The 21,814-nt window shown below is 39.4% G+C and carries 10 protein-coding genes, 1 tRNA gene and 1 pseudogene; 8 read left to right on the top strand and 4 right to left on the bottom strand.

From position 1 onward, the window contains the following. From Q0X77_RS07460 to Q0X77_RS07440, 5 genes and pseudogenes are all read left to right on the top strand, one after another. A pseudogene (locus Q0X77_RS07460) lies at positions 1 to 1,375 on the top strand (hypothetical protein); the annotation flags it as partial. Beyond that, positions 1,372 to 12,648, top strand: coding sequence for a T9SS type B sorting domain-containing protein (locus Q0X77_RS07455; RefSeq protein WP_297795346.1), 11,277 nt, complete (start codon positions 1,372 to 1,374; stop codon positions 12,646 to 12,648). The pseudogene Q0X77_RS07460 and the gene Q0X77_RS07455, both read left to right, overlap by 4 nt. 21 nt (positions 12,649 to 12,669) lie before the next feature. Further along, positions 12,670 to 13,611 (top strand): type IX secretion system membrane protein PorP/SprF, encoded by a 942-nt coding sequence (locus Q0X77_RS07450; protein ID WP_297795344.1) that lies wholly within the window; start codon positions 12,670 to 12,672, stop codon positions 13,609 to 13,611. A gap of 43 nt (positions 13,612 to 13,654) precedes the next feature. Next, the gene (folB, locus tag Q0X77_RS07445) at positions 13,655 to 14,014 is read left to right on the top strand and encodes a dihydroneopterin aldolase (protein ID WP_297795341.1); all 360 of its coding nucleotides are present in this window, start codon (positions 13,655 to 13,657) and stop codon (positions 14,012 to 14,014) included. 47 nt (positions 14,015 to 14,061) lie between these two features. Further along, a tRNA-Cys gene (locus Q0X77_RS07440) sits at positions 14,062 to 14,132 on the top strand. A 78-nt stretch (positions 14,133 to 14,210) separates the two neighbouring features. Here the strand turns inward: Q0X77_RS07440 and Q0X77_RS07435 are convergent. The 3 genes from Q0X77_RS07435 to rnr are packed head-to-tail and all read right to left on the bottom strand — an operon-like array spanning position 14,211 to position 17,820. After that, positions 14,211 to 14,876, bottom strand: coding sequence for a LysE family translocator (locus Q0X77_RS07435; RefSeq protein WP_297795339.1), 666 nt, complete (start codon positions 14,874 to 14,876; stop codon positions 14,211 to 14,213). Positions 14,877 to 14,893: 17 nt separating this feature from the next. Beyond that, positions 14,894 to 15,574: a head GIN domain-containing protein gene (locus tag Q0X77_RS07430; protein ID WP_297795336.1), complete on the bottom strand. Its 681-nt coding sequence runs from the start codon at positions 15,572 to 15,574 to the stop codon at positions 14,894 to 14,896. Between the two features lie 59 nt (positions 15,575 to 15,633). Further along, positions 15,634 to 17,820, bottom strand: a complete 2,187-nt coding sequence (gene rnr / locus Q0X77_RS07425) for a ribonuclease R (protein WP_297795333.1) — start codon at positions 17,818 to 17,820, stop codon at positions 15,634 to 15,636. Between the two features lie 613 nt (positions 17,821 to 18,433). Between rnr and rpiB the strand changes: the two genes are divergently transcribed. Genes rpiB through Q0X77_RS07410 form a run of 3 tightly spaced genes read left to right on the top strand, consistent with a single transcriptional unit; the run spans position 18,434 to position 20,242 of the window. Further along, positions 18,434 to 18,865 (top strand): ribose 5-phosphate isomerase B, encoded by a 432-nt coding sequence (gene rpiB, locus Q0X77_RS07420; protein WP_297795330.1) that lies wholly within the window; start codon positions 18,434 to 18,436, stop codon positions 18,863 to 18,865. 9 nt (positions 18,866 to 18,874) lie between these two features. Then, positions 18,875 to 19,798 carry a cation diffusion facilitator family transporter gene (locus Q0X77_RS07415; RefSeq protein ID WP_297795327.1) on the top strand — a complete coding sequence of 308 codons (924 nt, stop codon included), beginning with the start codon at positions 18,875 to 18,877 and terminating at the stop codon, positions 19,796 to 19,798. A 3-nt stretch (positions 19,799 to 19,801) separates the two neighbouring features. Beyond that, positions 19,802 to 20,242 (top strand): GNAT family N-acetyltransferase, encoded by a 441-nt coding sequence (locus tag Q0X77_RS07410; RefSeq protein ID WP_297795324.1) that lies wholly within the window; start codon positions 19,802 to 19,804, stop codon positions 20,240 to 20,242. Between the two features lie 21 nt (positions 20,243 to 20,263). Here the strand turns inward: Q0X77_RS07410 and Q0X77_RS07405 are convergent, their stop codons facing one another. Next, complete coding sequence (locus Q0X77_RS07405) at positions 20,264 to 21,781, bottom strand: hypothetical protein (protein WP_297795321.1); 1,518 nt, start codon at positions 21,779 to 21,781, stop codon at positions 20,264 to 20,266. Positions 21,782 to 21,814: the final 33 nt, after the last annotated feature.

Below are 21,814 nucleotides of genomic sequence, written 5' to 3'. Positions count from 1 at the left end.
TGGGTTTAATACTATTCCTGTTGGGCCGGTAAGAGCCAAGTTAGGTGCCGCGGCGCTGGAAGGTGACAATAGAATTACCGGAGACCAAATGCAAATCAGAGCTGCCAGTAACCCCGGATTTACTACTATTAGTAACGCGGTTAACCCAGCTAATAACTTCTTTAACAGTAATATTACGCTTGATGGTGCTATTACAAATAATAGAACGCCAAATAGCGTCAACACCTTAGGTTACGATACCGATATATTTTTGTTGAATAATCCTTTAAACTCGGTTATCCCTAATGCCGAAACAGATGCCACATTTAGATTTACTTCTAATGGAGATCAATACTATCCCTTCTTTAATTCCTTTAATGTTGAGATAATTGAGCCTAACATTGTTGTAGAAAAAACTGTTGAGGATATTGCAGGTAATGACATTACAGGATTGGGTGTAAACTTAGGACAGTTACTGGATTATGTGCTTGGTTTTCAAAATATTGGCAATGACGATGCTACTAATTATGTTTTGCGGGATGTTTTACCCATCAATGTAACCGTAATAGAGTCGGATTTAGTCTTGCCTCCCGGAGTAACCTATGTATATGACCCGATAGCCAATGAAATATCCTTTAACATTCCGGATAACCTTATAGAAGAGGGAGATCCCCTTTCTGAAATAAGGCTCAGGGTGCGAGTTGCGGAAAATTGTTTTGATTTTGTAGATGCCTGTACAGATTTAATTGCGAATCAGGCTTACTCTACTTACGAAGGAGTGATAAATAATGCACAGATAACGGACGACCCCAGTGTGTCTGATTTTGATAATTGTGGTTTTGTGACCCCTGGCGCTACAAATTTTTTGCTGGATGATCTTGAAAGTTGCGATTACAGCAGAACTGTTCAGCTTTGTGGTGATGATTTACTTCTTGATGCCGGAGACAATTTTGATGCTTATGTCTGGTATAAAGATGAAAATCTGGATGGCTTAATTGACCCGGGCGATACAGTATTAAATGATGGTGACCCTGATGGCGATCCAAGTACTCTTTTAATAGATGAAGTAGGGATATATATTGTAGATAAAATAGTTGCTGACCCTTGTAAAGGCTTTCAGGAAATTATTACGGTAGAATTATTTGGAACTACCCAAATAAACCCTATTGTAACCTTAATCAATGATCCTACGAATACTGTAGAAGGGGAGGTAGTTACATGCCCCAATGACGGAGATTTATTACCTAAAGTATTCCTTTGTGGATTAAATGACACCGAACTTATTCAAATTAACATCCCCGATGCCGTATCAACTATCAAAATGGATGTTTTAGCCGGTTTTATTTCAATATTTTCAAAAACCCGCTGGATCCACAATACAATGTTACCGATTTGATTTGTTTATCACCCGGAAATATTACTGTAACAAACATGCCGGTTGATTATGAATACCAGCTGTTAGACGCAACTACAGGGGCAGTTTTGGTTCCTTTTAGCGCATTGAATGGCCCTAGCTTTACAATTAACTCAAACGGTGCCTATACAGTAGAAATGCGCCAACAAGGTGTAGTAGATGGTTGTATTTTCAGATTAGAAGATATTGGAGTGCTTACCAGAAACTTCCAGGTTGATATTACCACTCAGGACGCTGATTGTAATGGCCTGGGTTCAATGAGTATCTCTGTGCTGGATGTGGAACCACAATATTACTATGAAATCTCCCAGGGAGGAACGGTTGTAGACACCTATGGCCCAAGTCTTGATAACAATTACACATTCGCAAATCTCAACCCTGGGGTTTATGACGTTGAAGTAACTACAGATGATGGTTGTCTGCATAATGAGCAGGTCACCATTATTGACAGTTCAGACCTTGAGCTTTCAGCAAGGGTTTCTCAAAATATCACCTGTAGGGAAGGGAATATCTTAATGGAATCAACTGGTGGTAAAACACCACATACTTATGCCATCTGGTCTTATGTAGATACATTGGGGGTTACCCAAATCTCATATCCTGATCCGCCATCTATTCCCCCATCGGAATTCCAGACAAGTCAAATCTTTGATATCTGGGATCCCGGAACTTACCAGTTTGTTGTAGTAGACCGAAACAATTGTTTTGATATCTCTAATCCTGTTGAAATTGAATTTGTTCCTTCGGTGGAATATGGTCCAACAACTGTGATTAATGAACAGTGTTTTGGTGATTCTACGGGTTCTATATCTTTTGATATCATTGACACCAACGGTTACCAACTTACCTTTTTCCTTATTGATGAAAATGGTATCGAAATTGACAGTAATACCTCGGGCATTTTTACAGGCCTGCCTCAAGGCGATTATACTGTGAGGCTTAATCAAAGAAAAGGAAGTGCCTCGTGCGACTTTTTTGAATATTATACTGTTTCAGGACCGGCTAATGGTCTTTCAGGTGGTGCTGCTTTGATTCAAGACTATACATGTCTTCAAACAGGTACTATTGAGGCCCAAAATATTACCGGAGGAACAGCGCCTTATGAATACTCAATAGATGGAATAAACTTTGTTTCAGGAGCAGGAGCTGAGACTTTTACTGGTCTTACTAATGGCTCTTATGCTATAAGTATCCGGGATGCTAATGGCTGTCTTTTTGTAACAAACCCCATAACCATAGACCCCCTAAATCCACCAACTGATCTGGACTTTGTTTCTTCAGCACCTATTTGTCCGGCCCTAACCTCAGATGTTACTGTAACCGTTGTTAATGGGAATACACCTTTCGTATTTGAAATAATTGCCCCTGCGGCAATTCCGGCCACCTCTACTTCTGGTGGTTCTGCCAATTTTGATGGTCTTACACCTGACACCTATACGTTCAGGGTTACAGATGATAAAGGGTGTACTTACGAAGAAAGTTATACCATAACACCAGTGATTCCTATTGATGTTGTAGGCCAGTTGATAAGTAATATTAGCTGTCTTGGTGATGCGGACGGAGAAGTTTTGTATACCGTTTCCGGGTTTAACACTTCCTACGACTATACCGTGACCGGTCCATCTGCGTTCAGCGGATCCGGAGAAACTAGCGCAACAATTCCTTTAACCGGTTTACCAGCAGGAACTTATGATATTACAGTAACGGATAATGATACAAACTGTACTGACACAGCAAGTGTTACGGTAAATGCCCCTGCGGCAGCCCTTGCTTTAACAGCAAATGAAACACAACCTACATGTACAGATCCGGGCAGCGTAGTGCTTACCGCAACTGACGGTTGGGGAGGTTACAATTATTCTTTAACCTATCCCGATACAGTTACTATAGTAACGAATGGTACCGGTGCCTTTAATGGTCTTGCACAACTGGGAACATATATTGCCTCTGTTACAGATGCTAATGGTTGTATTGCCACTACAACCTTTGTCCTGAATGCTGCTTTGCCTCCTGTCCTGGCCATAGTGGCAAATGATGTTTGTTATGATGATCTGGTAGGGTTAACGTTAACGGCAAATGTTACATCCGGCGGAGATGGAAACTTTGAATATAGAATTAACGGCGGGCTTTATGACACAAATAACATTTTTGCCGGCTTAGGACCAGGTACTTATACCATTGACGTGATTGATGGAAATAATTGTACCGGTACAGACACTATTACAATAAATCCGGAATTGACGGTCACAGCTGCAGCAGCCAATATAACGGCCTGTGCAACAACAACAGATGTAACGGTAACTGCAGCAGGTGGTGATGGAAATTATGTTTATGCAATTGTAGCTGACGGTGCAGCTCCGGTTCCCGGAGATTTCGGTGCAGTAAATCCAATTACAGTTACCGGTGCCGGGGACTATGATGTATACGTCAGGGATAATAATGGAAATGTAACATTTTGTGAAGCTATGTACGATATCACTATTGTACAGGATGCACCTATTACTATTACCCCCACATCAACTCCTGCAATATGTTTTGGAGACAGCAATGGTAGCATAACGATTGTTGCCGCTGATGGAATGGGACCTTATGAATACAGTATAGACAACGGAACAACTTACCAGGCAACAGGAAATTTTGTAAACCTTCCTGCCGGTACCTATCCAATCCGGGTAAGGGATGCTAACAATTGTGAAGAAACCGCTTCAATTGATGTCCTTGAGCCCGCTCAACTAATCGCTGAGGCTGTTCAAACGCAGCCTTATACCTGTCTTCAATTAGGAGAAATAACAGTAGGTAGTGTAACCCCAACATCCGGAGGATCAGGAGATTATCAATATAGTCTTAACGGAGGTTCCTGGACGGCATCTACACCCGGCGGAATTGCCTTTACTGGTCTTATTGATGGTACTTATTCAATAAGAGTTCGAGATGCGAATGCAGTATCTTGTTTTATTACGTTACCAGATGTTATAATAGCACCATTACCCGTAGAGCCGGTTTTAAGCACCAGTGTTACCTATAATTGTGATGGCACAGGAAATATTACAGTATCACCCAATGATCCTTCGTATCAGTACAGTATAGACGGAGGTCCGCTACAGGCTTCTAATATCTTTACTAATGTAGCCATTGGAAATCATCCTATTACCGTAGATTATGGAAGCGGATGTACTGTGGACACTGCTACGGATGTTGTAGCCGGAAATGCTTTTGATGCAAATATTACCAACTTCACCAATATAAGTTGTAATGGTCTGGCTGATGGTACAATTACCTTTGAAGTAGAAAACTTTGATGTAGTAAATGGTTTTGAATATGCAGTAAACGGGGGCGCATTTTCGGCGCCACAAACGGTTTCTCCGGTAACGGTTAATGGCCTAAGTGCCGGAATAAATTCAATTGAGGTAAGGGATGTATTAGATAATTCCTGCTCCGTTATGCTTTCAGAAACCTTAACGGAACCCACACCCGTAGTTGCTTCTGCGGGCATTACGGTAGAATTCACTTGTAATAATACGGGTGCTACAATAACCGCAAGTGCCACTGGAGGTACACCAGGTTATGAATATCAGTTAGAAGATACTATAGGTGGTATCATTACCCCCTATCAGGCCGGTGTTGATTTCGTTGCTGTTCCTGCAGGAGATTATATTGTAAGAGCACGAGATACGAATAACTGCGAGGATCCTATTGACGCGCCTATCACCGTAGTTGCTCCAATGAATCCAACATTTACAACAACACCAACTGCTTGTTACAGTGGTCTTAATGACGCAACTATACTTGTAGATGTAACTTCGCTTCCAGGAAACGGAGGATTTCAATTCAGCATAAACGGTGGTCCATGGTTGACACCAGTTCCGTCTACAGCAACAAGTTATACTTTTAGCAACCTTGCATCAGGAAGTTATACTATAGATGTTAAAGATGCTTACGGATGTGCTGGTGTTCAACAAAATGTAACCATTAACCCAAGCTTGTTGGCCGTTGCTGATGTTGTGCACCTTTCACCTTGTGCTGACGGCTCAATCACTGTCACTGCTACAGGTGGTGACGGGGCATACGAATATGCTTTTGTGCCAACAACAACAAGCCCTGCCGGTTTATTTGGAGCCAGCAATACATATGTAGTTACTACAGGAAATGACGGTACGTATGATGTTTATGTAAGAGACAACTCTGCTGTTGTACCTTATTGTGAATTCATGGAAACGGTTACAGTTAACCCGGCCACACCACTAACTTTCACATCAACACCCACAGATCCTGAATGTCATGATGGCGTAGGGTCTATAGAAGTAAATGTAGCCTCAGGAGACAATCCTTATACAATAGAGATAATAGACTTAGATAATGGAGGGGCGTCAGATCAAACTTATACAAATGTAGTATCGGCTATAACCAACTTTTACAACTTATCCCCCGGGAATTATACCATAAATGTAACGGATGCCAATGGTTGTGTTGTCACAGATACTCCCGTTAATATAGGCAACCCGGATGAATTAACTGGTAGCGTTATTCCAATTCTACCTGCTGCATGTAACAGTGTGGACCCAAATGATTATGGTTTCCAATTCGTTGGGTACCCAAATACTTTGGGAACTATTGAATTCAGTGCAGATGGCGGTGCAACCTGGACTGGCGATAACAGTATTCCCGGAACAACAGATGTATTAATGGGATATATTTCCGGAACTTCTGTATACCCTTCTATGAGAACGGTAGTGGGCGGTGTCACAATTTGTCAGACTGACCTTCCAAGATATATAATACCTTACCCACTCGATGATTTAGATATAACTATTTCTACTGTGGTTGTAGGCTGTAATGAATTACAAGTTACGGTACAAGGTACAGCTGGTGTGCCAAATTACGAATATGCGTACACCACTGATCCTACTACGTTCAACCCTGCTACCGCTGCGTGGACAGCACCAACCCCGGGAGCACATGTTTGGGTAGGACTTATCCCCGGAAGAACCTACGTTTTCTACGTTAGAGATTCAACAGGGTGTATAAGACAAAGTAGCGTAAACGTTAACGATATTACGACTAATCCGATAGAGATCTCTGCAGTTTATGAGCCTTCTTGTGCTGGTGCCAATGATGCTGAAATTACCTATACGCTTACGGACACCGATGCTTTCTCATATCCGAATATGCGTTGGGAGTTTTATGATGCTGTCACCGGTGCCTTAGTTCAATCCAGCGGCGGAATCGTGCCTTACTCAGCCACAATTGCAGTAAATGGATTGGCTCCTGCTGAGTATTACATCGTAGTAACAGAAGTGGATGCCGGCCTTGCAGATGTTTGTGTATCGGCCAGTGAAAATATATTAATTGAAGAGTTAGATCCTATAACAGCAACATTAAACAAGTTAGCGGATATTTCTTGTAACAGTCCGGGCTTAATAGCCATCGAAAACATTGTTGGAGGAGGCGGAACCTATACTTTTGATGTTACAGGCCCCGCTCCTTTTGTAGCAATTATTGGAACTTCTGATAATCCTATTGAAATACCTGCAAATTCTCCTTCAGGTAATTACAATGTTACAATAACAGATCAATATGGGTGTACAACAAACCTTGGTCCAATAAACCTGGACCTTTCTCCGGACCCAACCATTGATTCACTGGTAGTAGATACCTGTGTGTCTCCTACTACATTGACTATTAATGCAACAAGTACTGCGCCTCAAATATTATATTCAATTGATGGTGGGGTAACCTATGTAGATAATGGTGGTGTATTTAACAATTTATTTCCCGGCATATACAATATTGCAATTATAGACAGTAACGGTTGTACAGACACCGATACGGTCACTATCATACCTCCTCTGGAATTCACAGTTACGCAAACCGCATTATTGGACTGCGAACCGGGAATGGCCGCTAATGCAGAAATTACCATTGATGTTACATCAGGTTCCGGTAATTATGAAATTGAAATTGATGGCCCGGGTGCAATTGACCTGGCCCGACAAGTTTTACCTGGAAATCCTTTTGTATGGACAGGTGCAAGTGGCGCAGGGCCATATTTGGTGAGTGTCTATGATATGGATACCGCTACTCCTCTTTGTACCCAGGCCATTACAGTTGATGTTCCTGCTGCTGTATTACCTGAATTTACAGAAATACACACTGATGTTACCTGTAACGGAGGTGCTGACGGTTCAATAACTTTAATCGAAATAGACAATGGTAATAATCCATTGACTTATACCTTAACTCCAATGCCCGTTGGTGTAGTTTTAAATGACAAAACCTTCGAAAACGTTCCTGCAGGAACCTACGATGTTCGAGGAACGGGCGTTAACGATTGTTTTACAGATATCTTTTCAATAACCATTATGGAGCCGGCTATTATGAGTGTTCCGGCACCTATCGTTGTTGAATTTGGATGTACTTCAGGTAATAATCCTGAAAATGCAACAATAACCATTGATGATACCTCTATTACCGGTGGAAGCGGAGTTTATGCTATTTATGAATTCATAAATGACCAGGGTACTCCGGCCCCGGGAGACGATGTAGTCGTTCAAACAGGTGCAAATACAACTTATATAGAAACTGATGTTAATGGTGGAAGTTATACGATTAATGTCTATGACAGCAATGGATGTCTCGGATCTACAACAGCAATAATTTTACCATATGATGAATTATTGACAGCCAGTGCGGCAATTACCAATCCAATTACATGTAATCCGGGGATGGATGGTGAAATTACCATAACGGTAACATCAACCGCAAACGATCCTGCTAAATTTGAATTCAGTATAGACAATGGTGCCACATACCAGGCCTCAAACGTATTTAGTGGATTAGATTTTGGTGTTTACAATTTAGATCCTAATACTTTTAATATAGTACTTACTAAATTACAGGATGTAATCTGTTTCGGTACTGAAACAGGTGAAGTTACCATAGAATTAACCGACGCTACGTATGTTGGGCCTTTCGACTGGAATATCTATGATACCAATGGTACTCCGGCAAATACGGCTGATGATGTACTGGTAAAAAATGGAACAAGTCCAACAAACGGACCAACTCCTGTAATCACTTTATTTGCAGGTGATTATCTTGTTGAGGTTATTCAAAACAACCATCCAAATTGTACAAATACGCAATTGTTCAACATCGCAGGTCCACCGGCAGCTATAACTGCCAATACCAATGTATCACAAATTACCTGTCTTGGTAATGACGGAATTATTGAAATCATTGATGTTCTCGGAGGCTGGGGTGGCTACACCTATTATGTAGGAACCGTACCACCAACTGGTCCTGGTGATTATGTGGCCAGTCCAAGGTTTGAAAACCTTGTCGCAGGCACTTATGAAGCCTGGGTAATAGATTCAAGCGGTTGTGAGGAGATGATCCAGAATAATATTGTTCTTGTAGATCCTCTTCCAATTACGGCTACTTTGCAAATCAATCAGGAAAACTGTACCAATCTTCAGGGAGAAATTGAAGTAGTTGGAACAGCAGGCGGTCAAGGTAGTAATTACACCTATCAATTAATAAAAGATGCGGCTCCTTTTGGTGCGCCACAAACTTCAACTGTATTTTCCGGTCTTGGAGCTGGTTCCTATGAGGTTCAGATTACGGATCAATGGTCATGTACCACAACTATAGGACCTGAAGTGCTCTATGAGGAAATGTCCTTGATAAGTACGGTGGTTAAACCAATTGATTGTACCGCTACTCCGGATGGAGAGATTACGATTACGGTTACCGGAGGTTCTGCCAATCTTAATTATACGGTGACATTCCCGGATCTGGTTACATCGATAATCAATAATACCGGAGTTTTCACAGGCTTAAATCAGGCTGGCACCTATTCTTTTGTAGTAACCGATTTGAATACCACAAATCCGGTTTGTACGAAAAACATCACACAGGAATTAGACGCTCCAACCCCTGTTACATTTGACCCACATACCGTGGTAGACGTCTCTTGTAACGGTCTTAGCGATGGTAGTATTACCATAAACCTAGCGCCTGTTGCGCCCGGGGTAAATGATAATCCAATCTATACGTATAATTTATACGATTCCTTCTCGGTGCTTATTAGCGGGCCTCAAACAAGTCCAATTTTTAATGGTTTAGCTGCAGGATCCTATGAGGTGGAAGCTATCTCAGAAAGAGGATGTTCGTTACGAGAAGTTGTTGTTGTAAATGAGCCAACTGTATTAACAGTAACTGCAGTGACAACTGCATTTAGCTGTAACCCAAATAATACGGTTAATACTGCAACCATTACAGCGACCGTTGGAGCAGGAACAGGAACTAGCCCATATTTATACAGTATAGATAATATTAATTTCCAGACTTCTAATACATTTGACGTTGTAGATACAAGCCTCGTGCAAAATATTACGGTCTATGCCCGGGATGCTAATGGTTGTACAGCAACAGATGCGGTAGTTATAGATCCGTTAAATGTATTCACCGTAGCTATTTCGCAAGATGTCGCCATATCTTGTGCGGTACCGGAAGAAATCACGATAACTGTTACGGATGACGGCAATCCCGGTAATACGTATACGTACGAATTACTCCCGTTGGGCAATCCTAATGGTGTATTGACTTCGACCCCGACAAATACAACTGCAGAGTTCGATTTAACTGCTGTGGGAAGTTATACCTTCAGAGTAACCGATACGGCGACCGGATGTTATGTAGATTCGCCCTATAGTATTGCTCCTTATGATCTTATTGATGTGGTAGCAACAGCGACATTACCTGTGGTGTGTTTCGGAGATACAAATGGGGCCCTCGAAGTAGATGTTACAGGCTATACCGGTGCCTATGGTTATGAGGTGTTTACCGCAGCAGGCGTTAGTACCGGAATAAGTGGTGCAGGAGACACCGCGACTAATCCTTTAACTATTACAGGTGTTCCAGGTGGAAACTATTTTGTGCGAATAACTGAAACTGCTGCACCTTTATGTACAGAGGATTCTAATATAATTACTATTGTGTCACCAGATATGCCGCTTACAGCAACGGTTAGCGAGATGGCAAACGTAACTTGTGCCAACGACCAGGGTGAAATTATTGTAGATCCCGAAGGAGGCTACGCGCCTTATGATATTGTTTTAACTAATACAACAACTGCTGCGGTTTATACCGTTAACGATGTAAATAGTTACTTGTTTACAGGCTTATCCGCCGGCAATTATACCATTGCAATTACAGATGATGGTGGTTGTGTGCTAAATGATACCGAAATTTTGGTTCAGCCGGTTCCGATTACAGCAGATATTACCGCTACCCCAACAACTTTGGTTTGTTATGGTGATACCAATGCAACAATTACGGCTATAAATGTCGTAGGTGGCCAGGGAACTTATCAATATCAATTGAATTATTACGATCCAACCGGAACAGTAATAGATTTCAGTAGTGGTGCACAGACAAGCCCTATATTTAATGATAATGGTGCGGGAATATATAGTATTACCGTTTCCGATGGATGGAATTGTGACGTAGAGACCGTTCAGGTAACCATTACTGAGCCTACAGATGTTAGCAGTTCACTAATTCAGCTGACGCAACTTACTTGTACTAACCTTGCTGAAATTGAACTGACAGCTACAGGAGGAACTGCTCCTTATGAATTCAGCACAGACGGTGTAGCTTATTCTCCAATGTCTGGAGGTGACACCCATGTATTTACTGTTCCTGCCGGCGTATATCAGTACTATGTACGTGATTCTTTTGGATGTGAGGCAACTATTTCCAACCAGGTGTCTATAGATCCAATAATTCCATTGTCTATAGTCATTGATGAGAGTGCTGCGATCATAAATTGTACCGGAGAGATGACAGCCACAATAATGGCCCAGGCTTTTGGAGGCTTAGGTAGTTATACCTATGAATTATTCGGCGATGCTGCATTAACCAATTTAATAGCAGGACCGCAGGCAAATGGTAACTTCTCCATGTTGGGTGTTGGTAGTTATTATGTAAGGGTTATCAGCATGGATTGTGTTGAGGTATCTAATGAAATAATTATAACAGAACCCGTGCCTCTTCAAATAGACAGAGAGGAATTCACAGATGTTACCTGCGCCGGACAGAATGATGGAACAATTACAGTTGAAGTATCAGGAGGAACTGGTGAAATACTTTATGCAATAACACCAAACCTGAACCAATTTGATACTGAAAATACATTTGTTGATCTAGAGCCAGGTGTTTATGATGTAATTGCGCAGGATGAAAACGGTTGTTTTATTCCTTTCCAATTCACTATCGTAGAGCCCGCTCCGCTGGATGTAACCTATACAGCATTACCAGAGGTTTGCCTGGGTAGTGAAGATGGTTCAATTAATTTAAGTATTTCAGGGGGTACAGCGCCTTACAGTACGGCCCTTAATTCTAATAATGCTGCAGATTATGTGTTAGACCAGACTTCATTTATGGATCTTGCTCCGGGCACTTATGTGATTTTTGTGCGGGATGCCCAGGATTGTGAAACCAACGTAATTGTTGAAGTTGATCCGGGTGTAAACCTTAATGCTATTGTAGAACCAGTTTATGAATGTACAGATATCCTGCCTGAGAATTATGTGAATATAACCATGGAAGATCCATCAGTACTGGGTTCTGTCATGTATGCCTTAGATTCAACAGACCCTGCAGATATGCAATTGAATCCCGATTTTAGAAATACCAGCCCGGGGACTCATTTTATTGCTATTTCCCATGCTAATGGTTGTGTACAAACGGTTGATTTTGAAATTATGTCATTTGAACCATTGACATTGGTTCTGGAGCAGCAAAATCTGAATGAAATAACCGCTATAGCTACGGGAGGTCTGGAAGATTATACCTTCTATTTCAACGACTATAATAATGGTACGGATAACACCTATTATATTACGGAAACTGGTACATATACTGTTACGGTAATCGACGAAAATGGGTGTGAATTGTCTGCACAGATATTCATGGAGTTTATAGATATAGAAATCCCCAATTTCTTTACTCCTGATGGCGATGGTATGAATGATTATTGGATTCCTGATAACATTGAAGGGTATCCAGAAATACTAATAAAAATATATGATCGTTATGGTAGAGTAGTCGCTGAAGAAACGATAGTTCCCAATGGATGGGATGGCTTATACCAAGGTAATGAGCTTCCTACCGGAGATTATTGGTATGTTATTAAGTTGAATGGCGAACGCGACGAAAGAGAGTTTGTAGGGCATTTTACCCTTTATAGATAGAGAACTTAACCTAAAAGAATTATGAGCAAGAGATTGCTGTCTTTACTACTGTTGTTTTGTGCATTCACTACGAGTGCTCAAGAGCTTACGCTTCCCCAGCTATCACAGTATTTAGCAGATAACCCCTTTGTGATATCTCCTACCTATGCCGGTATTGGTGATTATATCAAAGTAAGAATCAATGGTCTTACACAGTGGGTTGGGATAAAAGATGCCCCTGATACGCAGTCTTTAGCGGCTGACGGACGTATTGGTAACCGTTCAGGGGTGGGTCTGATTCTTTATAATGACAGTAACGGCGAAACAAAACAAAGAGGGGCAAGGATATCCTTTGCACATCATTTAACGCTAGATAGATATGAAGATGAATTTCTATCATTTGGTTTATCCTATAATTTTAATCAGTTTCGTATAGACATTGAAAATTTTGATAACCCGGACCCCAGTGTTACAGATGATCGTTCTACGACAAACCACAACTTCGATGTGGGTGTTTTATATAGAAAGGATAAGTTCTACTTTAGTGCAAACGCCTCCAACTTGTTGAATAAGGACCTTACTAAATTTAACCCTATTTCTGAGCCCAACGAATTAAGAAATTACTATCTCTATACAGGATACCGGTTCAGTAAGAAAAAAAGTAATTTTGAGATAGAGCCTTCTGTATTCTTCCAATGGTTTGAAAGTGACGGACGTTCCGTTACCGATTTGAATGCTAAATTCAGGTGGTATGATTTTGAAGATTATTACTACGCGGGGGTTACCTATCGTTTCCTGAACGACCAAGTTGGAAACCCATTATACATTGCGCCCTTAGTTGGTCTTAAGAAGAGTAATTTCTACTTTGGATATTCCTATCAGATCATATTAAATGAAATCCTGGGGTTCAGTACAGGTACCCATGTAATCACAATTGGGGTTGATCTCTTCCAGGGGATCAGTAATTGCCGTTGTACTTATTAAAATCTCAGCAGTTTAAGTTAAGTTTGCAAAAACTTAATAACTCGTGGGTAAAATTACAGTACGCAATATTAGGGTTTATGCCTATCATGGATGTTTAAATGAAGAACGTCTTATAGGAAGTGACTATCTTGTTACTGTAGAAGTTTTTTCAAACCTGGAAAAAGCATCCGCCTCAGACAATTTAAATGACACCATTGACTATGTGCTTATCAACAGCATAGTCAAGCAAGAAATGAAGATCAGTTCAAATCTTTTAGAACACGTGGCCAAAAGAATAATCAACCGTGTTTTTAATGAAGTTAAAGCCGCTGAGAAGACTGTGGTTGCTGTTTCTAAAATAAATCCGCCAATAAGGGGTGATGTTGAAATGGTTACAGTAACACTTAAAGAAAAGAGACCTTAAGTTTCTTTTTCTAAGTAGGAAAAAATAGTACCTTTGCGCCTTTAAACGGCATCGTGGCCGAGTGGCTAGGCACAGCTCTGCAAAAGCTTGTACAGCGGTTCGAATCCGCTCGATGCCTCAAAAAACCCCTCAATATGAGGGGTTTTTTTATTAAAATGACCTGAGGTTTCTCGCGCTTTCCAGTATTAAGTAGATTTCATTCACTTATGTACTCTATCCCTTTCTCAATATTCAATTTATCTTTAGGAAGAAACCCTTTAATAATCAGCACAAGCCCGCAAATAGCCAATACAATTCCCAGTACCTTTTTAACCCAACGAATTCTTTCGATGGTAAGTTTACGCCGAAGTTGCTTTGCAAGTAATATTTTAAAGACGTCTGTTATTAAATAAGCTGCAAGCATGGTAGAAAAGAATACTATAATCCTATTTGGTTCATTATCCAGGCTCGGACCCACGATTATGATAACACCCAACCAAAAAACAAGCACTCCTATATTTATAAAGTTTAACAGGAAACCTTTTATAAAAAGGCTTAAATAACCGCCTTTCCTGGGCTTGATATCCGGCCTTCCCCTATTGTAATCTCTATTAAAAAAAGTGGTAATGCCGTAAACAAGTAAAATAACACCTCCGAACACATAGAGGCCCGGCTGATTGCTTAAATTTTCAAGCAACTGAAAACTACTGAAATAAGCTATTGTAAGAAAAATTATATCTGCCAGAATCACTCCCAGGTCAAAAAATAAACCTGCCCTGAACCCCTTGGTTGCACTAGTTTCCAGTAGCACAAAAAATACAGGTCCAATCATAAAGGCTAATAAAAAACCTAATGGTATCGCTGCCTGAATATCCTCTAACATCTACTAATTGAATTCCTTTACATTCTTGTTACTTTGCCGCCGAACACAGTTTTCTCATCCATTTTTGCAGGATCTCCATAAACCAATACTTCTCCTCCTGCTTTTACCGTAGCTTTCACATAGTCTGATGCAAAAATCTCTGCACTGGATCCTGCATTAACGTTAACCGTAGTAAATTTCGTTTTAAATTCCTTACCGTTGTATGAACCACCGGTATTTATAGCAACGTCCTGAACGTCTGAAGCTCCTGTTGCAGTAATAACACCTCCTGAAACAGACCTGATTAACATCTGCTCTACCTCTGCCATTATCCTAACTTCGCCTCCCTCCTGAGCCTTTAATTCTATGACGTCCTGACTGATCATTTCGTCTGAGCTTATCCTTGCGTCTTCATTCACATCAATGACAACTAATTTTTGGGAATAATAGAGGTTAACAAAAGTTCGGTATCCGCTAAAAATCTTATTTATTTCCATGCGGATTTTTAAAATACCATCATCGTTTACAAACTTAACCTTGTCTTTATTGGCTCCGGTTATAACGGCTTTGTTTTCATTTGATTTTATCAGGTTTACAGATATACCATCAAATGCTTTTACCTCAGTAAACTTATCCAAATTTATACTGATTTCTCCGTCCTGAGCCTTTACCATCGGTACAAGAAACAGCAAGAAAAAAAATAGTACTGCTAGTCTCATTATATTGGTGTTAGTGTCTGTTTTTATTAAATAAACAAATTCTATTCCAAAATTAGCTGTTATTCTTGTTGATCAACAAGCGAGAAATCTAAATGTCGTTTAATTAAATCCGAACTTTTTACCATGACATTTACTGTGTCGCCCAGCTGGTATTTTCTATGTGTACGTTCGCCAATTATCGCAAACTCACTTTCATCAAAGGTATAATAATCATCTTTTATATCCCGAATTCGGACCATACCTTCGCACTTATTTTCGATTATTTCTACATAAATTCCCCATTCCGTTACTCCTGAAATAACCCCGGCAAACACCTGATCTTTATGATCCTGCATAAATTTTATCTGCATATATTTTACAGAATCGCGCTCTGCACTAGCCGCTAAATTCTCCATATTCGAAGAATGTTTACATAATTCTTCATAGTGTTCATTATTCGGAGGTTTGCCACCATCTAAATAATGTTGTAATAATCTATGCACTAAAACATCAGGATAACGCCTTATTGGTGAGGTAAAATGAGAATAATAATCAAATGCCAAACCATAATGCCCAATATTATCCGTGCTGTAAACAGCCTTACTCATACTGCGAATAGCCAAAGTATCTACAAGATTTTGTTCTTTCTTACCCTTAACATCCTCTAAGAGCTTGTTTAAAGACGCGTTAACGCTATTTTTATCTTTAAGGTTAAGTCTATGTCCAAAACGATAAATAATGCTGTTTAGTGCCATTAATTTCTCTTCATCCGGTTGATCATGAATTCTGTAAACAAATGTCTTTGTTGGTTTTTGTTTACCTATAAATTCAGCGACTTTTCTATTCGCCAACAACATAAACTCCTCAATTAACTTATTTGCATCCTTGGCTTCTTTAAAATAAACACTCTGAGGTTGGTTTTCAGCGTCAAGATTAAATTTCACTTCTACCTTATCAAATGAAATAGCTCCCGAATCCATCCTTCTTTGACGCATCTTTTTTGCGAGTTGATCTAAGGTAGTAATAGCCTGAACGGTGTCTTTATTTACCGTGTACGCCTTATTCCTAATAGAAACAGCTTCAGGAATGGATCCCTCACCGGATTCTATAATATACTGGGCTTCTTCATAAGCAAATCGTTCATTTGAATTAATTACAGTACGTCCAAACCATTGATTCTTTATACTACAGTTTTTATCCATTTCAAAAATTGCCGAGAAAGTATATTTGTCCTCATGCGGTCTCAGGGAACATGCATTATTAGATAATATTTCCGGTAGCATAGGCACAACCCTGTCTACCAGGTATACTGAAGTAGCCCTTTCATAGGCTTCTTCTTCCAATATGGTGTCCGGTTTTAAATAATGTGACACGTCTGCAATATGAATACCAATTGAGAAATTACCATTCTCCAGGACTTCAAACGACAGTGCATCATCAAAATCCTTTGCATCTTTTGGATCTATTGTAAACGTAAGGGTTTCCCTTAAATCCTTTCTTTTATCAATTTCTTCCTGCTTAATTGAAGTATCCAGGGTATTGGCATAATGTTCCACTTCATGAGGAAATTCAGAAGGTAGTCCATACTCTGCCAGAATAGCATGGATTTCTGTATGGTGTTCTCCCGGTATTCCCAGTATTTCAATTATTTTACCAATAGGAGAATCGGCCTTATCCGGCCAATCTATAATTTCAACCAATACTTTTTCCCCGTTTTTAGCCTTACCAATATCCTCGGGACGTATAAATATATCAGTATACATTCTTATATCGGTAGGTCTTATAAAAGCAAAGGTCTTTTGTAAATCTACTATACCAACAAACCTTACCTTTTTACGTTCCAGAACCTTTTTTATTTCTCCTTCCGGTTTTTTAGCATTCTTTCTTTTGAAGATATCAACCTCAACAATATCACCATGAAAAGCTCTGTTGATCCTGTTAAAAGGTACAAAGACGTCTTTCTCTAATTCATCCACAACTACATAGGCATTTCCCCTTGTTGTAATATCAACTTTTCCCTGGTAGTATTTACCATTCGTTATAGCCTGGTACTTTCCTCTTGAATTTTCCTGAATTCGTTTTTCCTTTTTTAATTCACCTAATCTCCTAATTAACAAATTCCTACTTTCAGTATCCCTAATTTCCAGTTTTGACGCAACTTGTTTATAATTAAAACTCTTAGACGGTTCTCTCTCCAGGACTGTAAGTATTCCTTTGGTAATCTCATTTTTCTTATGGCTTTTAGCCCTTTTCTTCTTCTTCGACATCAATTCTTTATTTGAGCCGAAAAGTACGAATTATAATCCATAGCAATTAATTATCCCAATATCAATTAAGTGCGATTAACACTTAAATAACATATCAACATATATTAAATTATTATTATTTTCTTTTATTAATTTCTATATAAAATGATGTTTATGATTGTTTGTTAATAGTACTGATAAAAGTTTACAGGATTTATTGTTTTGAACAAGTAATTAAGTTTATTCACAGTTTAAAAAATAATGGATCTTCTATTAATCAGTTGTTTAGGCTATTTATGAACTATTCTTAATAACCTATTTCAACATAGTATTATTTATAACTAATTTTCTGATAGCTGTTAACTTCAATACTTTTTCTTTTGATATCTTTCTGCTAATTTTTAAGAATAAGATTTTTAAAATATCCGGAGGTTTTGTACAACATTTTTTTAGTCATATTATAAAAAATAGTACTCAGTTGTTATCCTTGGTTTATTAACAAATCTTATAATCTTACAATATCTTATCAGTCAAATACTTATACGTTTTTATAAAATTTGATGTTAACAACATTTAAAGGAAGCCATACCAAACGTATTTGTAACTTTGTATTAATTGTAAATACCCTTATAGTATGAAAATATCTATTGGAAATGATCATGCCGGTACGGAATATAAACTGGCAATCGTAGGCCTGCTTAAGTCCATGCAAATAGAAGTAATAAATCACGGGACTGATGGTTCGGATAGTGTGGATTATCCGGATTTTATACATCCTGTTGCAGTTGATGTTGAAAACAAGAATGCCGATTCGGGAATTATTATCTGCGGTAGCGGTAATGGTGCAAGTATGACAGCCAATAAACACAGGGGTATAAGAGCAGCCCTATGCTGGAACAGGGAAATTGTTAAATTAGCAAGGGAACATAATAATGCCAATATACTTAGTCTTCCTGCGCGTTTTATTTCTCTTAGCCAGGCTTTAGATATGGTTAAAACTTTTCTTAATACAGAATTTGAAGGTGGAAGACACGAAAGAAGAGTTGATAAAATACCTTGTTCCTAAAGAATATACATGGGTCATTCACATTCTCATAATCACTCTCATTCACACAACCACAGGGATTTAAAGGGGAGAAATCTTTTTATAACCATATTTCTCAATATACTAATAACTTTAGCCCAGGTTATTGGTGGGATAATTTCAGGAAGTCTCTCTTTGCTATCAGACGCGCTCCATAATTTTAGCGATGTCCTTTCCCTGATAATTAGTTATGTAGCCACCGTATTGTCGAAAAAGAAAGCTTCTGTAAACAAGACTTTCGGATATAAACGAGCCGAAATAATTGCAGCTTTTGTCAATTCTTCAACCTTAATCATCGTTGCAATAATATTGGTGAAAGAAGCCATTGAAAGATTTATAAACCCCGTTGAAATTGAATCAAATTTGGTTATATGGCTGGCACTATTAGGGATTGCTGCCAATGGATTTAGCGTTCTTTTAATTAAGAAAGATGCTGATGTAAACATGAATATGAAATCTGCATACCTTCATTTGTTTACGGATATGATGGCCTCGGTAGCTGTCCTTGTAGGTGGCCTATTGATGAAGTTTTATGCACTTTATTGGGTAGATCCTGCGTTAACCATCCTGATTGCCCTTTATTTAATTTACATGGGGTATGACCTTTTAAAATCTTCTACAAGGGTTTTAATGCTCTTTACGCCGAACACCCTGGAGGTTCAGCAAATAGTATCAACTATTACGCAAATAAAAACCGTAAAAAATGTACACCATGTACATATCTGGCAGCTAAACGAAGATGAGGTACACCTTGAAGCGCATATTGATTTTGATCGGGATATTAACCTATCAGAATTTGATAAGATCCTGGAAATAATCGAAGAAGAAGTATATCATAAGTTTGGTATAAACCATTTGAATATACAACCCGAATTTGGTAAATGTGATAGTAAAAAAGTTATAGTGCAGGATTAACAGATGGATATCCAAACAAAATCTTTTCAGGAGCTGACCACCCGGGAACTCTACCAGATACTTCAATTGCGATCTGAAGTTTTTGTAGTGGAACAGGATTGTGTATATCAGGATATGGATGGAAAAGACTTTAAAGCCCTTCATATTATCGGAACCGGGAACAATGAAATTATGGCCTACACCAGAATTTTCGGCCCCGGAGATTATATGGACCAAGCCTGTATAGGCCGGGTTGTCGTCAAAAAATCAGCAAGGAAAGAGGGGTATGGTAAAGTAATAATGGAGGCCTCAATACAAGCAGTTAGAGACCACTACAACACAACTACAATTCAAATTTCTGCACAGACGTATTTACAGAAATTTTATAAAGAATTAGGTTTCAACCCGGTGGGAGAAGTTTATCTGGAAGATGATATCCCGCATATCCTCATGATTAAAAAGTAACTCAGAACGAGAAGACTAATTTCAGTCAAAAACATTGGCAAGATGTTGTTTGTCCGGCCTCCTTTTTTTACTAAATATACTAACTACTATATACGCTATCAACGCAAATAAAAATGCCGGGATAATTTCGTGTATATCCTGAAGACCGGGATAATTAAATCGAAATCCAAAACGCCAGATAATATTTACTAAAATACCCACTATCATGGATGACAGCGCACCGAGGTCTGTACCCCATTTGAAATAGAGGCCACCAAAAATAGCAGGGAAAAAACTTGCCGCGAAAACAGCCCCTGCAAATGCAGTTAGTTCTACTATGCCAGCTAAGGGGTACAATGTAAGCACATAAACCATAAGGCAATAAATCCCCATAAACCACTTCGTCCTGGGAATAATTTTAGTTACCTGCATTGGTTTAAGCACATGCCAGATATCATTTACAAAAGCAGTTCCAATAATAATTATTACAGATGCCAAAGAAGACATCCCTGCAGCGAACAATCCTGCGACGCAAATACCGCTAACGAGCTTGTTATCAAATTTGTTTAACATAAAACCAATGACCTCATCGGTATTATGAATCAGGTAGTTTGCCTCTTCAAAAGTTGTCATCCCATGTACCAGCGCGCCCAATCCCATTACACATATCAGGGATATACCAAGAAAAATGGGCGTCCAGATCATTGCGAAACGCATGCTTTTCGCGTTATTGATGGAATAGAAACGGATAAGGTTTTTAGGCTCGGAAATCTGTTTCATTCCAATAGATAAGCCAATACCAAGGATATACAGAAAAGACACTAATTGACCAAAGACCACAAGACCATTACCAATAGGTTCACCCGACTTTGTAAGGTGTTCTGTCATCGATATGCTGTCCATTACATTATCAAACCCACCTAAATAAATAAAAGGCACCATTAACATCAATATAGCAACACCAAACATAATAATCCCCTGAATGGCATCTGTCCATAAGACACTGTACATTCCCCCCCAAATGGTGTAGACGCAGGTAATGAAAATAATGGCAAACGCACCGTACTCATAAGGAATGTCCAGTACGGAAGTCAGGACGTGCGCACAACCTTTGGCTATCCCCACCATATACCATATAGTTGCAAAAAGAATTATGAAAGCCGATAAAACGCGAATGCTTTTTGCCAGGGTACTTTTATAACGCAAATGAAAATAATCGGGAATTGTAAAGGATTTCAGGCGAGCCGTTTGATACCGCATTCTGGGCCCTAAAAGCTGCCAGGAAATTACACAGAAAAAGGTCCATATTAAACCCATCCATGCCCAGGACAGTCCATATTGAAAAGAAATACCCGCCTGTCCAATATAAGTGTTTGTGCTCGCTGATGTGGAAAAAAACGCAAGGGATATTACCCATCCGGGAATTTCTCTTTTGGCCACATAATAACCCTCCACACCCCGTCTTGCTTTCTTCTTAAAGTACCAACCAATATACAAGCATCCATAAACATAAATAGAAGTAAGTAACAGCGTTACGTAGTGCTCTTTAATATATTCCATTATTTAGGTAGGTTATCGTCAGTATCGCGGTCA

Source organism: uncultured Eudoraea sp. (genome assembly GCF_947258925.1).
GTDB lineage: Bacteria > Bacteroidota > Bacteroidia > Flavobacteriales > Flavobacteriaceae > Eudoraea.
This window is presented reverse-complemented; position numbering and strand designations above follow the sequence as displayed.